The following is a 14,038-nucleotide window of genomic DNA, read 5'->3' on the forward strand; positions in this document are numbered from 1 at the left end:
ATATAGTTTGTAATCGCTTTCCAATCCTAGTTTAACACTGGAATAGACCGATATATGTGATATTATTGAATTTTTTGTAACAATAAAAAGGATTCGTCTGATTTGTCAAACGAATCCTTTTGTTTTTACTCATCCTCCATGAATTGCACTTCTACTTTGTTCTTTTTGCTCTTATCTGAAATTAAGCGATGCAATTGTATAAATACAAGACCATTTCTATAAGTCGCATTTATCTTATCTGCCCTCACCGGGAAGGGTAGATTAATCTCTCGGTTAAATACCCCTTGAAGGATTTCTTCCTTAATTACGGTGCCATTAGCCTGTTCTAAGTCAATGTTTCCTTTCAGTTCTAAAGTTGTATAATTAACAAAGATATCTAGTTGGTTCAAATTCTGCATACCTGGCATATTGACCATACATAAAATTTCATGATCTGTTTGATACATATTGATTTGGGGAATATTAGGTTTTATAATGCCTTCAAATTCATTCCAAAAGTTTTCGCCAAAAAAGTGGTCCATATTCTTTTTCCAGTCAGTCATTTGTTGAAATGGATCCATATTTACACCTCTTTGTTTTTAATTTCTATAGCCTATGCCCCAAAAGTAGGAAAGGTGCCTAGATGGAATAAAACCATGTGTTGGCTGTTATACAGGAACTTAACCAAAATCATTTACATATATAGCTATTTTTAATAAATTAGAAAGATGGAAAGGAATGGGGGTTAAACATTGCTAGAAAATGCATTAATTATGGTCAGCATTATCTTTATTGTTAATGTTGTGTACGTATCTTTAATGACAGTACGGATGATTTTAACATTAAAGGGACGAACGTACGTTGCATCTTTTGTGAGTATGTTTGAAGTGGTTGTCTATATTGTAGGTTTAGGGCTAGTACTTGACAATTTGAACGAAATTCAGAACTTGATTGCCTATGCGATAGGGTATGGAACAGGGTTAATTATAGGGGCCAAAATTGAGGAAAAACTAGCCTTAGGATACATTACGGTAAATGTCGTTTCATCCAATCCAGACTTTAATTTTACCAAGCAAATTAGAGAAAAAGGATATGGTGTAACGAGCTGGTATGCTTATGGGATGGATGGTGATCGGTTATCCATGCAGATCCTAACACCTAGAAAATATGAGTTACGCTTGTACGAAACCATAAAAGAAATTGATCCAAAAGCATTTATTATTTCTTATGAACCAAAACGAATTTACGGAGGTTTCTGGGTTAAACACGTCCGAAAAGGCAAATTGTTGAATCCGAAGAAAAAGAATTCCGATGCTAAAATGGCAGAGTCAAAAACGAGTATAGATGAAAAGGATAGTAAATTGTAAGGAGTAAGCTGCAAATGCTTGCTCCTTGTTTTGTTGATATATTTCCCGATGGTAGATATCCAGTCCTAAGTTGTTGATAAAAGTGTTTTTTCGTTGATATAATGATTACTTTGAAAGAACTGTCAGAAATAAATGTTAGCAAAGTGAGCTGAACGCCCATAAATTATGCAGAGCGCCCATAAATTATGCTGAGCGCCCATAAATTATGCTGAGCGCCTATAAATTATGCTGAGCGCCTATAAATTATGCAGAGCGCCCATAAATTATGCAGAGCGCCCATAAATTATGCAGAGCGCCCATAAATTATGCTGAGCGCCTATAAATTATGCTGAACGCCCATAAATTATGCAGAGCGCCTATAAATCCAGCTGAGCGCCCATAAATTCAGCTAAACGCCCATAAATTATGCAGAGCGCCTATAAATTCAGCTGAACGCCCATAAATTATGCAGAGCGCCTATAAATTCAGCTGAACGCCCATAAATTATGCAGAGCGCCTATAAATTCAGCTGAGCGCCCATAAATTATGCAGAGCGCCTATAAATTATGCTGAGCGCCCATAAATTATGCAGAGCGCCCATAAATTCAGCTGAGCGCCCATAAATTATGCAGAGCGCCCATAAATTATGCAGAGCGCCTATAAATTATGCAGAGCGCCCATAAATTCAGCTGAGCGCCCATAAATCCAGCGGAACGCCCATAAAAACATTACGAGCGCCTACAACCATCCGCGCCCCCTCATAAATCAGGAATAAACGCTCAATCTTAAAAGTTAGCGCCCCAACCTACAGCAAATCCTAATAATCCCCCAAAACCCGAACGTTATTTTACATAAACATTAAATCGTTCGATATTTTGTTGACATTAAGCGCTCGAATTGTTATGCTTAACACGACAAATGGATACGTAAAATCACCTCATATATTTCTAGGGATATGGCCTAGAAGTCTCTACCCAGTACCGTAAATGCTGGACTATGGGGGAAGATGAATCGTTGTAGCGTAACAATGGTTTGTTAAGCTGCGCGATAATATAGGCTAAGTCTATTCATCTTTCCTCATTAATGAGGGAGAGGAATAGACTTTTTTCATTTAAAAAAATGATTTACATATATAGGAGGATGGATACGGATGGCTCAAGTCGGGGTTATTATGGGAAGTATATCAGATTGGGAAACGATGCAGCATTCATGCAGTGTGCTTGAACAGTTAGAAATTCCGTATGAAAAAGATGTTATTTCCGCGCATCGAACACCAGATAAAATGTTTGATTATGCAAAATCTGCACGTAATCGAGGCTTAAAAGTAATAATCGCTGGTGCGGGAGGAGCGGCACATTTACCAGGAATGGTTGCTTCACAAACGACGCTTCCTGTCATTGGTGTACCAGTTCAAAGCAAAGCACTAAATGGACTTGATTCACTGCTATCTATCGTACAAATGCCTGGTGGAGTTCCAACTGCAACCGTTGCAATCGGTAAGGCGGGAGCAACGAATGCTGGAATTCTTGCGGCACAGATTATCGGAGCGTTTGATGAAGATATCGCTAACAATCTACAAAACTATCGAAATGAAATGCAAGGGAAAGTAGAAGAAATGAGGGAAGAACTTGCAAATAAATAAACCAATTCTCCCACCACAAACCGTCGGAATTATTGGTGGAGGACAGCTAGGAAGAATGATGGCTATTGCTGCGAGATATATGGGATATCAAATTGCTGTTTTAGATCCAACACCCAATTGCCCAACTGCACAAGTTGCCGACACGCAAATAACAGCAGCATATGACGATATGGATGCAATTAAACAACTTACAGATTTAAGTGATGTCGTAACGTATGAGTTTGAAAATGTCGACTTAGAAGCAGCTACATTTATTGAAGAACAAGGCAAACTACCACAAGGTTCCAATGTTTTGGGAATTACACAGAATAGAGAAAATGAAAAAACGCTTATGAGGAAATTAAACCTTCCGATTGCTGAATTTTCCATTGTATCAAATGCTAAGGAGTGTGAGGAAGCATTAAAACAGTTCACATTGCCTGCGGTTATAAAAACGTGCAGTGGTGGTTATGACGGGAAGGGTCAGTTGAAGATTAACTCTAAAGCAGATATAGAGCAAGCTAAAGCATTTGCAGATAAATATGGTTCTTGCATTTTGGAACAATGGATTACATTTGATAAAGAAATTTCCGTTGTTTTCACTAGATCACAATCAGGCGAGATTGCCTATTTTCCAATTGCTGAAAACGAACATCGTGACCATATTCTTTTCCAGACAATGGCACCAGCTAAAGTGAATGCAGAAGTACAAATCAAAGCAAATGAAGCAGCTCGAGTGCTTGCAGAAGAAATGAATATTGTCGGGACTTTTGCGATTGAGATGTTTGTTAAAAATGGTGATATTTATCTTAATGAAATGGCACCAAGACCGCATAATTCTGGACACTATACAATCGAGGCCTGTAATATCTCGCAATTTGGCCAACATATACGTGCAATCTGTGGTCTTCCGTTAATGCCAATAATACAGTTCAAACCAGCGATTATGCGGAATATTTTAGGAGAGGATATGGAGCCTGTTTTACGTGCCATGCCAAATAGTGAAGAAGGTTTTGTTCATTTATACGGCAAAGATGAAGCGAAAGTGAAACGGAAAATGGGCCACATTACTTTTACCGCAGACACCGAAAATCAATTATTTGCAAAGGTCGAAAAGTTCGAGGAGGCAAAATAATGATTGACCGCTACACCAGAGAAGAAATGGGAACCATCTGGACGGAAGAGAATAAATACCAAGCATGGCTGGAGGTTGAAATTTTAGCATGTGAAGCTTGGAGTGAACTTGGCGTTATCCCAAAGGAAGATGTGCAAGCGATTCGCAAAAATGCAACCTTTGACATCAACCGTATCTATGAAATCGAACAGGACACCCGCCATGATGTTGTTGCTTTTACTCGAGCAGTTTCGGAAACACTGGGAGAGGAGCGTAAATGGGTTCATTATGGCTTAACCTCTACCGATGTAGTTGATACGGCACTTTCTTACTTAATCAAACAGGCAAATAAAATTATTCGTAAGGACCTACACAACTTCATCGAAATTTTAAAAAACAAAGCAATAGAACATAAACATACTGTACAAATGGGCCGGACGCATGGGGTGCATGCTGAACCTACAACATTTGGGTTGAAACTTGCTCTTTGGTATGAAGAGATGAATCGTAATTTGGAACGTTTTGAACTGGCAGCGAGGGATATAGAGTTTGGCAAAATGTCTGGAGCAGTAGGAACCTATGCCAACATAGACCCTTTTGTTGAAAAATACGTTTGCCATAAACTTGGCATCTCACCGGCACCTGTATCAACACAGACCCTGCAGCGTGACCGACATGCAGCATATCTGTCAACACTAGCATTGATCGCTAGCTCCATTGAAAAATTTGCAACAGAGATTCGTGGATTACAAAAGACGGAAACCCGTGAAGTGGAAGAACGTTTCGCCAAAGGACAAAAGGGATCTTCCGCCATGCCGCATAAACGCAATCCAATTGGCTCAGAAAATATGACCGGCATGGCACGGGTTGTTCGTGGCTACATGATGACAGCATATGAAAATGTTTCTCTATGGCATGAGCGTGATATTTCCCACTCCTCAGCAGAACGCGTGATTTTACCGGATGCAACGATTGCCCTAGATTATATGTTGAACCGCTTTGGTAATATCGTCAAAGATTTAACGGTATTCCCAGAGAATATGAAACGAAATATGGATAAAACACATGGGGTTATTTTCTCACAACGAGTACTGCTTCAATTAATTGATAAAGGCATGACAAGAGAAGCAGCCTATGACATCGTGCAGCCAAAAGCGATGCAGGCATGGGAAACAGGAACGCATTTTAAGCAGCTAGTCGAGCAAGATAACCAAATGAGTAACCTGCTAACACAGGATGAAATAGAGGATTGTTTTGATTACACATGGCATTTAAAAAATGTGAACCTCATTTTTGAACGAATTGGACTAACGGAAGGAGAAACGAATGAAAGCTGATCTCTTATATGAAGGAAAAGCTAAGAAAGTCTATCAAGCAGCCAAACAACTGGGGAAATTAGTTTTATCTTATAAAGATGATGCAACAGCATTTAATGGAGAGAAGAGGGCTTCATTCGCTGGAAAAGGTCATTTAAATAATGAGATCTCTTCACGGATTTTTGAATATCTCCGGGAAAGAGGAATTGACTCTCATTTCATTGAGCAATTAAATGAAACAGAACAGCTGGTAAATAAGACAGAAATCATTCCATTGGAAGTGGTTGTTCGGAATGTCGCAGCAGGAAGCATCACCAGAAGATTGGGAATAGAGGAAAAGACCAATCTTTATCCCCCAATTGTAGAGTTATATTACAAGAAAGATGAATTGGGAGATCCGTTAATTAATGACGAACATGCCATATTGTTATGCAATATTACTCCTGTCGAACTACAGGAAATAAAGACGAAGGCACTTCAAATTAATAACCACTTGAGTGAACTTTTTACCGGTTTAGGTGTGATATTAGCAGATTTCAAACTGGAATTCGGAAAGATTAAAGACGATATTGTCCTTTCTGATGAAATTTCCCCGGATACATGCCGTTTGTGGGATAAAGAAACAATGAATAAATTAGATAAAGATGTTTTTCGTCAGGGTACTGGGAATATAATTGAGGTTTATGAAGAAATCTTACATCGACTGGAGGCAATAGTATGAAGAAAGTAACAGTTTACGTAACGTTAAAAGCAGGTGTGTTAGATCCACAAGGGAAAGCAATTCAGGAATCTTTGAATTCATTGGGCTATCAAGAGGTTAAAGAAGCAAGAGTGGGAAAAGTTATCGAATTAACAGTCGATGATGGTCCGGATTTAGAAGCACGTGTGAAAGACATGTGTGATAAGCTGCTTGCTAATCCAGTGATGGAAGATTACCGATTCCGTGTGGAGGAGGCTGTTCAAGCATGAAATTTGCTGTGATTGTTTTTCCTGGTTCCAATTGTGACCGTGACATGTATCATGCGGTAAAAGAGGTTATGGGGGAAGAAGCGGAATTGGTATGGTATGAAAATAGCAATCTGGAAAACTATGATGCGATTTTGCTTCCAGGTGGTTTCTCGTACGGTGATTATCTAAGAGGAGGAGCAGTTGCAGCTACTTCTGACGTAATGAAACAGGTTCGGGAACATGCACAGAAAGGCAAACCTGTACTAGGTGTTTGTAATGGATTCCAGGTGTTAACTGAATCTGGTTTGCTTCCAGGTGCATTAATGCGTAATAAGAATCTATCCTTTATGTGTCATCAAGAGTATTTAGTTGTTGAGAATAATGAAACTTTGTTTACCACTGACTATGAAAAAGAGGAGTTGGTTCGTTTTCCAATAGCTCATGGTGAAGGAAATTACTTCTGTGATGAGGAAACCTTAAAAAAATTGAAGGAGAACAACCAAATAGTATTCACCTATGAAAATAACCCAAATGGATCAGTAGCAGACATTGCAGGAATCATTAATAAAGAGGGAAATGTTCTTGGTATGATGCCTCATCCAGAGCGTGCCGTTGAGGCTATAATGGGTAGTTATGACGGAGTGAAGTTATTCAAAGCAATGATCAAGAATTGGAGGCAGACCTATGTTACAAACGCGTGAGTGGAGCCCAGAACAAATTGAAGAAAAGAAAATCTATCAGGAAATGGGCTTAAGTGACCAGGAATATGACATGATTAAAAACATCCTGAAACGCCGTCCAAACTTTACGGAAACGGGCATCTTTTCTGTGATGTGGTCAGAACACTGCAGTTATAAGACATCCAAACCGCTATTGAAAAAGTTTCCAACGAAAGCACCGAACGTATTGCAAGGTCCAGGAGAAGGTGCTGGTATCATTGATATTGGGGATAACCAGGCAGTTGTTTTTAAAGTGGAAAGCCATAACCATCCGTCTGCTGTAGAACCGTATCAGGGAGCGGCAACAGGAGTTGGCGGTATTATTCGTGATATTTTCTCGATGGGGGCACGTCCGATAGCGTCTATGAACTCCCTTCGTTTTGGTAATTTAAATACAGAACGGACGAAATATCTGTTTACAGAAGTTGTTAATGGAATTGCCGGGTATGGAAACTGTGTAGGTGTTCCTACCGTTGGCGGCGAAGTGCAATTTGATGACAGTTATGAAGAAAATCCACTAGTAAATGCCATGTGTGTCGGGTTGATCAATCATGAAGATATGCAAAAAGGGGTAGCTAAAGGTATCGGCAACACCATCTTGTATGCTGGACCACCAACAGGACGTGATGGGATTCATGGAGCGACATTTGCATCAGACGATTTAGGGGAAGATTCAGCAAAAGACCGTCCATCTGTTCAAGTTGGCGATCCATTTATGGAAAAACTAATTATTGAAGCATGCTTAGAAGTGATCCATTCTGACGCTCTAGTAGGAATGCAAGATATGGGGGCTGCTGGTCTTACATCGTCCGCATCAGAGATGGCCAGTAAGGCTGGTACGGGAATGGAAATGAACTTAGACCTTGTTCCCCAGCGTGAATTAGATATGACAGCCTATGAAATGATGCTTTCCGAATCTCAAGAGCGTATGCTGCTATGTGTGAAACGAGGTCGTGAACAGGGAATTATCGATGTATTTGAAAAATACGGGTTAAATGCAGTTCCAGTCGGTGAAGTTATTGAAGAAAAAGTGTTTCGAATTAAACATCATGGTGAAGTCGTCGCAGACATCCCGGTGGACCCTCTGGCTGACGATGCACCAGTTTATCACATGCCATCTGCAGAAGCGAAATATTTTCAAGATTTTCAAAAGATGGAAAACACGATATCCGAAGTGGATGACCATACAGAAATGTTGAAGACCTTATTACAGCAGCCTACCATCGCAAGCAAAGAGTGGGTTTATGATCAATATGACTCTATGGTACAAACAAACACAGTCGTAACCCCTGGATCAGATGCAGCAGTTATCCGTATTAAAGGACATGATAAGGCATTGGCGATTACAACGGACTGCAATTCCCGGTATATTTATTTAGATCCAGAAACTGGCGGGAAAATTGCTGTTGCTGAAGCAGCGAGGAACATTGTCTGCTCTGGTGCCAAACCACTTGGACTTACAGATGGACTAAACTTTGGTAATCCGTCCAATCCGGAAATTTTTTGGCAAATGGAGAAAAGTGTAGAAGGCATGACGGCAGCATGTAACGCACTGGAAACTCCTGTAATTAGCGGTAATGTTTCCTTGTACAATCAATCCAAAGGGAAATCCATTTTCCCAACTCCTGTTGTTGGCATGGTTGGATTACATGAATCGTTAGAGCATATTACTCCAAGTTTTTTCCAAAATGCAGGAGATATCGTATATGTTATTGGGGAAGCTGAAGCAGAATTTGGCGGTAGTGAGTTGCAAAATGTGACTTTAGGAAAATATGAAGGAAAAGCACCTGCAATTGATTTAAACATCGAGGCGAAAAGACAGAACCAATTACTAACAGCTATACAATCAGGTCTAGTAGAATCTGCACACGATTTATCAGAAGGTGGCTTGGCTGTAGCCTTAGCTGAAGGTGCCTTTGGAGAAAAAGGCTTGGGTGCGGAAGTAGATTTATCGGGTAATAGGACCGTTGAATTATTTAGTGAAACACAATCCAGATTTGTTGTTACGATAAATCCGGAGAACCGAGAAGACTTTGAGAAATACGTAGAAGACGCAAAAGCAATCGGCAAAGTGACAGGAAATAGTAAACTCCAGGTTCGTGTGAATGGTGAGGAAACAGTGAACGAAGACGTGAGTGAACTTGAAAAACTTTGGAGGGGAGCTATCCCATGCTTGCTGAAATCAAAGGCATAAATGAGGAATGTGGCGTGTTTGGAATTTGGGGTCATGAAAAAGCAGCGGAATTAACTTATTACGGTCTTCACTCCATGCAACATCGCGGGCAGGAAGGTGCTGGTGTTGTCGTTAGTGACGGCGAGGAATTAAAGGGGCATAAAGGATTAGGGTTAGTGAACGATGTATTTAAGAGTGCAAAGTTTGACCAGTTGCAAGGGCCAGTTGCAATTGGTCACGTTCGCTACTCCACACAAGGGGAGAAAGCTGCTGAAAATGTGCAGCCCTTATTGTTTCGTGCACAAACAGGCAGTATGGCTTTGGCGCATAATGGAAACATCATGAATGCTTTTAAATTACGTGGTCAGTTAGAAGAACAGGGAAGTATTTTGCAAACCACCTCTGATACAGAAGTTTTAGCACATTTAATTAAACGAGATGGAAATAGTGTTAGTGAAGGAACAATCGGTCATGCACTAAATCAAATGGTTGGTGCCTATTCGTATATCATTTTAACAGAAGAAAAAATGTACGCTGCGCTTGATCCATCCGGAATCCGTCCGTTATCCATCGGCATGATTGGCGATGCTTACGTTGTTGCATCTGAAACTTGTGCTTTTGATCAAATTGGGGCGACTTTTATCCGTGATGTACTGCCTGGTGAGTTGATTACAATTGATGATAATGGATTACGTTCCACTCACTTTGCAGAACAAAAGCAGCGGAAACTATGTGCGATGGAATATGTTTATTTATCAAGACCGGACAGCAATATCAATTATGTGAATGTTCACGCTTCACGTAAACAAATGGGGAAAGTACTAGCTAATGAAGCACCAGCAGATGCGGATATTGTCATTGGTGTTCCCGATTCCAGTATCTCTGCTGCAATTGGTTTTGCTGAAGAAAGCGGTCTTCCATACGAAATGGGTATTCTTAAAAATCGTTATGTCGGTAGGACGTTTATTCAACCCTCACAAGAATTACGTGAGCAAGGGGTGAAAATGAAACTATCTCCAGTTCGAGGAATTATTGAAGGAAAACGTGTCATTATGATTGATGATTCGATTGTTCGTGGAACGACATGCAAGAGAATTGTGAAAATGCTCAAAGCAGCAGGTGCCAAAGAAGTCCATGTGCGTATTGCATCTCCTGCCATTCAGAATCCATGCTACTACGGAATTGACATGTCAACAAGAGAGGAACTCATTGCTGCAAATCATACAATTGAAGAAATTGCAGAAATCATTGGTGGGGATAGTTTGGCCTATTTAACGGAAGAAGGCTTGGAAAAAGCAGTTTTAGCAGATGATTCCTTCAATCAAGGAATGTGTACAGCGTGTATGACAGGAAAATATCCGGTCAAGGAAGAGGAGAAGGAAATTTCTTATACCAGTTATTAGGAATAATTACTTGTTGCACGATTTGTGGATGGTGTTGCTCGGTTAGGGGTGTTGTCGCTCGAATGAAAGAAGTTGTCGCACGGTTTTGGTTGGAGTTGCGCGAATTTTGAAGGTTGTCGCACGATTTAGGGTTGAAGTAGCTCGGTTTAAATAAGGTTTCAAGAATATCAGCACTGAAATTCTAATGTCAATACAGTTGTGAGGATGTGTCAGATAAATGTCAGATGTATATAAACAAGCCGGGGTAGATGTTGAAAAAGGTTATGAAGCTGTAGAACGTATGAAAAAGCATATCGCAAGAACCACACGTCCTGAGGTGCTCGGAGGAATTGGATCTTTTGCTGGCCTTTTTGATTTATCTAATTCAACGATGAAAGAACCTGTGATGGTGTCCGGGACAGACGGTGTCGGAACAAAGCTAAAACTAGCTTTTCAAATGGATAAACATGATACAGTCGGCATCGATTTAGTTGCCATGTGTGTGAATGATATTGTTGCTCAAGGTGCTCAGCCATTATTTTTTCTGGACTACATTGCTTGCGGTAAAAATGAACCGGAACGGATTGAACAAATTGTAGCAGGTGTATCACAAGGGTGTGTGGAAGCTGGCGCTGCCTTAATTGGCGGGGAAACAGCAGAGATGCCAGGTATGTACAACGATGAAGAATACGACCTAGCCGGTTTTGTTGTGGGAATTGCTGAAAAATCGAAACTCCTAACAGGAGAATCTATTCAAGCGGGCGATGTTGTCATTGGGCTTGCATCTTCTGGCATTCATTCCAATGGATATTCTCTCGTAAGAAAACTAGTAGATGGGATAGATTTGAGTCAAACTCCTCAAGGGTTATCGCAGTCATTAGGAGAAGCACTGCTCACACCAACGAAAATCTATGCAAAACCTATTGCGAATGTTATGGAGAAGCATCACATGAAAGGAATCTCTCATATTACTGGTGGCGGATTCTATGAAAATCTACCACGTATGATGCCAGAAGGTTTGGGTGCTCAAGTGTATCCAGACAGTTGGGATGTTCCAGAAATCTTCCGTTTTTTACAGGGACTCGGCTCCATTCCTGAGGAGGAAATGTATGGGGTATTTAATATGGGAATCGGGATGGCAATTGTTGTGAACGAGAGTGATGTTGAAAGCACACTAGCAATCCTCAAGGAAAGTGGAGAAAATGCTTCGATTATTGGAAAAGTCATAGATCGCGAGGGAGTGCATTTCACATCATGAGTCTTGTAAAAGCAGCAGTTTTCGCCTCTGGAACAGGTAGTAATTTTCAAGCCATTATGGAAAATGCGAACCTTCCATGTGAAATTTCTCTATTAATTTGTGATAAGCCAGGTGCGAGAGTATTAGAAAAAGCAAAGAAATTTGGTGTTCCAACATTCGTTTTCAAGCCAAAGGAATATACAAATAAGGAAGAATATGAAAAACTTTTAGTAGAGAAACTTCGGGAGGCTGATGTTTCTTGGGTTTTTCTGGCGGGATATATGCGGATTGTCGGCCCAACTCTATTAAGTGCCTATGAAGGAAGAATTGTTAATATTCATCCTTCGCTTCTGCCAAAATTCCCTGGGAAGGATGCGATTGGTCAAGCCTTTCAAGCAGGGGAGAATGTAACTGGAGTGACCGTACATTTTATTGATGAGGGCATTGATACAGGACCAATCATCGCCCAGGAACCAGTCTATATTCTAGCAGATGATACAGAAGAGAGTTTAAAGGATAGAATTCAGAAGGTCGAGCATCGGTTATATCCGAGAGTCATCCAGAAAATCGTTAAATAGTCTAATTTACAAAGTGAGGGGTAAACATGAAACGAGCACTAATCAGTGTTTCCGACAAACAGAATATCACAGAATTTGCCAAAGGGCTTGAAGAACTAGGTTATGAAATCATCTCTACTGGTGGCACACTAAAAGTTATTCAAGATGCAGGAGTGAAAGCCATTGCGATTGACGATGTGACAGGTTTCCCAGAAATTATGGATGGGCGTGTGAAAACATTACATCCAAAAGTTCATGGTGGGTTACTCGCAAAGCGATCTAATTCTGATCATATGAAACAAATGGTAGAAAATGAGATTCAACCAATTGATATGGTGGTTGTAAACTTGTACCCATTTAAACAGACACTTGAAAAGGAAGGTGTCTCCAAACCAGAAATTATTGAGAACATCGATATTGGCGGTCCAACCATGCTTCGTTCTGCTGCGAAAAACTTTGAAGACGTAGCGGTTGTTGTTGATCCCAAAGATTATGATGGCATTTTAGAAGCATTGCAAAAAGATGAATTAGATTTTGAAAAACGCCAGCAATTAGCTGCAAAAGTTTTCCGTCATACGGCTCAATACGATGCAATGATTGCTGAATATTTTATGGAAGAAACAAAAGAAGAATTTCCTGAAAGTTATACTGTTACATATGAAAGAGTTCAATCACTAAGATATGGAGAAAATCCTCATCAACATGCTGCTTTTTATAAACGACCTATTGTCCAAACAATGAGTCTAGCAGCTGCCAAACAATTGCATGGTAAAGAATTATCGTATAACAATATTCAAGATGCCAATGCAGCATTAGAAATTTTAGCAGATTATGAAGGTCATGCGGCAGCTGTTGCTGTAAAACATATGAATCCTTGTGGTATCGGTGTTTCTGATACATTGGTTGATGCATTTAGTCGTGCATTTGATGCAGACCCAATTTCTATTTTTGGTGGTATTGTTGCATTGAATAAAGAAGTGGATTCTCCAACAGCAGAAAAATTAAGCAGCATTTTCTTAGAAATTGTAATTGCTCCTAGTTTTTCAGAAAAAGCATTAGAAATACTAACGAGAAAGAAAAATATACGCTTGCTTGAATTAGATATGAATAATAAAGAAGCGGTAAATCACAAACTCACGTCTGTAAATGGTGGTGTCTTGATTCAAAGTCAGGATAATGGAAAAGTAGGGACCGATGACTTGAAAGTTGTTACTAAACGTCAGCCTTCTGAAAAGGAATTAGCAGATTTATTATTTGCTTGGAAGGCAGTGAAACATGTGAAATCCAATGCGATTGTGCTTGCGAAAGATGGTCAAACCATAGGGGTTGGTGCAGGTCAAATGAATCGTGTCGGTGCAGCAAAAATTGCCATGGAACAAGCGGGAGAAAAAGCAAAAGGTTCAGTCATGTCATCGGATGCTTTCTTCCCGATGCCAGATACAGTAGAAGAAACAGTAAAAGCAGGGGTAACAGCGATAATCCAACCTGGTGGATCGAAGCGTGATCAGGATTCGATTGATGTGTGTGATGAGAACGGAATTGCGATGGTTTATACAGGGATGAGACATTTTAAACATTAATTTTGTGGATAGAGGAGTGCCTATAAAAAAAGAGGGAGCGCCCATAAATCCTAAAGAAGCACCTAT

Annotated in this window: 13 protein-coding genes and 1 riboswitch; of the genes, 12 read left to right on the forward strand and 1 reads right to left on the reverse strand. The window is 40.1% G+C overall.

Translation table 11 applies throughout. The features are described 5' to 3' along the window. Positions 1-125: 125 nt before the first annotated feature. On the reverse strand, positions 126-560 hold the full coding sequence (locus D8M06_RS06690) for an Hsp20/alpha crystallin family protein (protein WP_121203637.1): 435 nt from the start codon (positions 558-560) through the stop codon (positions 126-128). A gap of 171 nt (positions 561-731) precedes the next feature. Here D8M06_RS06690 and D8M06_RS06695 point away from each other — a divergent pair, with 171 nt between their 5' ends. From D8M06_RS06695 to purH, 12 genes are all read left to right on the forward strand, one after another. After that, positions 732-1,346 (forward strand): DUF2179 domain-containing protein, encoded by a 615-nt coding sequence (locus tag D8M06_RS06695; protein WP_121203638.1) that lies wholly within the window; start codon positions 732-734, stop codon positions 1,344-1,346. Positions 1,347-2,242: 896 nt separating this feature from the next. Beyond that, positions 2,243-2,342, forward strand: a riboswitch (purine riboswitch). Between the two features lie 133 nt (positions 2,343-2,475). After that, entirely contained in the window at positions 2,476-2,967 is a 492-nt protein-coding gene (purE, locus tag D8M06_RS06700; RefSeq protein ID WP_121203639.1) for a 5-(carboxyamino)imidazole ribonucleotide mutase, read from the forward strand. Then, positions 2,954-4,081 (forward strand): 5-(carboxyamino)imidazole ribonucleotide synthase, encoded by a 1,128-nt coding sequence (purK, locus tag D8M06_RS06705; RefSeq protein WP_121203640.1) that lies wholly within the window; start codon positions 2,954-2,956, stop codon positions 4,079-4,081. The genes purE and purK overlap by 14 nt, the downstream gene beginning before the upstream one ends. Continuing rightward, positions 4,081-5,397: an adenylosuccinate lyase gene (purB, locus tag D8M06_RS06710; protein WP_121203641.1), complete on the forward strand. Its 1,317-nt coding sequence runs from the start codon at positions 4,081-4,083 to the stop codon at positions 5,395-5,397. The genes purK and purB overlap by 1 nt, the downstream gene beginning before the upstream one ends. Further along, positions 5,387-6,097, forward strand: a complete 711-nt coding sequence (gene purC / locus D8M06_RS06715) for a phosphoribosylaminoimidazolesuccinocarboxamide synthase (protein WP_121203642.1) — start codon at positions 5,387-5,389, stop codon at positions 6,095-6,097. Before purB ends, purC begins: the two co-directional genes overlap by 11 nt. Beyond that, positions 6,094-6,345 carry a phosphoribosylformylglycinamidine synthase subunit PurS gene (purS, locus tag D8M06_RS06720; protein WP_121203643.1) on the forward strand — a complete coding sequence of 84 codons (252 nt, stop codon included), beginning with the start codon at positions 6,094-6,096 and terminating at the stop codon, positions 6,343-6,345. The genes purC and purS overlap by 4 nt, the downstream gene beginning before the upstream one ends. Then, positions 6,342-7,025: a phosphoribosylformylglycinamidine synthase subunit PurQ gene (gene purQ, locus D8M06_RS06725; RefSeq protein ID WP_121203644.1), complete on the forward strand. Its 684-nt coding sequence runs from the start codon at positions 6,342-6,344 to the stop codon at positions 7,023-7,025. The genes purS and purQ overlap by 4 nt, the downstream gene beginning before the upstream one ends. Continuing rightward, positions 7,009-9,237 (forward strand): phosphoribosylformylglycinamidine synthase subunit PurL, encoded by a 2,229-nt coding sequence (gene purL, locus D8M06_RS06730; RefSeq protein WP_121203645.1) that lies wholly within the window; start codon positions 7,009-7,011, stop codon positions 9,235-9,237. Before purQ ends, purL begins: the two co-directional genes overlap by 17 nt. Next, on the forward strand, positions 9,213-10,619 hold the full coding sequence (gene purF, locus D8M06_RS06735; protein ID WP_121203646.1) for an amidophosphoribosyltransferase: 1,407 nt from the start codon (positions 9,213-9,215) through the stop codon (positions 10,617-10,619). The genes purL and purF overlap by 25 nt, the downstream gene beginning before the upstream one ends. Before the next feature lie 217 nt (positions 10,620-10,836). Continuing rightward, the gene (gene purM / locus D8M06_RS06740; protein ID WP_121203647.1) at positions 10,837-11,856 is read left to right on the forward strand and encodes a phosphoribosylformylglycinamidine cyclo-ligase; all 1,020 of its coding nucleotides are present in this window, start codon (positions 10,837-10,839) and stop codon (positions 11,854-11,856) included. Further along, entirely contained in the window at positions 11,853-12,413 is a 561-nt protein-coding gene (gene purN, locus D8M06_RS06745) for a phosphoribosylglycinamide formyltransferase (RefSeq protein ID WP_121203648.1), read from the forward strand. Before purM ends, purN begins: the two co-directional genes overlap by 4 nt. Positions 12,414-12,439: 26 nt before the next feature. Further along, positions 12,440-13,972, forward strand: a complete 1,533-nt coding sequence (purH, locus tag D8M06_RS06750) for a bifunctional phosphoribosylaminoimidazolecarboxamide formyltransferase/IMP cyclohydrolase (RefSeq protein ID WP_121203649.1) — start codon at positions 12,440-12,442, stop codon at positions 13,970-13,972. Positions 13,973-14,038 lie beyond the last annotated feature (66 nt).

The sequence above is a fragment of the Oceanobacillus halophilus genome (genome assembly GCF_003628505.1).
GTDB lineage: Bacteria > Bacillota > Bacilli > Bacillales > Amphibacillaceae > Oceanobacillus > Oceanobacillus halophilus.

Coding starts and splice junctions, on each gene's coding strand:
- D8M06_RS06690 (WP_121203637.1), bottom strand. CDS start 560: ATGGATCCATTTCAACAAATGACTGACTGGAAAAAGAATATGGACCAC.
- purE (WP_121203639.1), top strand. CDS start 2,476: ATGGCTCAAGTCGGGGTTATTATGGGAAGTATATCAGATTGGGAAACG.
- purB (WP_121203641.1), top strand. CDS start 4,081: ATGATTGACCGCTACACCAGAGAAGAAATGGGAACCATCTGGACGGAA.
- purC (WP_121203642.1), top strand. CDS start 5,387: ATGAAAGCTGATCTCTTATATGAAGGAAAAGCTAAGAAAGTCTATCAA.
- purS (WP_121203643.1), top strand. CDS start 6,094: ATGAAGAAAGTAACAGTTTACGTAACGTTAAAAGCAGGTGTGTTAGAT.
- purQ (WP_121203644.1), top strand. CDS start 6,342: ATGAAATTTGCTGTGATTGTTTTTCCTGGTTCCAATTGTGACCGTGAC.
- purL (WP_121203645.1), top strand. CDS start 7,009: ATGTTACAAACGCGTGAGTGGAGCCCAGAACAAATTGAAGAAAAGAAA.
- purF (WP_121203646.1), top strand. CDS start 9,213: ATGCTTGCTGAAATCAAAGGCATAAATGAGGAATGTGGCGTGTTTGGA.
- purM (WP_121203647.1), top strand. CDS start 10,837: ATGTCAGATGTATATAAACAAGCCGGGGTAGATGTTGAAAAAGGTTAT.
- purN (WP_121203648.1), top strand. CDS start 11,853: ATGAGTCTTGTAAAAGCAGCAGTTTTCGCCTCTGGAACAGGTAGTAAT.
- purH (WP_121203649.1), top strand. CDS start 12,440: ATGAAACGAGCACTAATCAGTGTTTCCGACAAACAGAATATCACAGAA.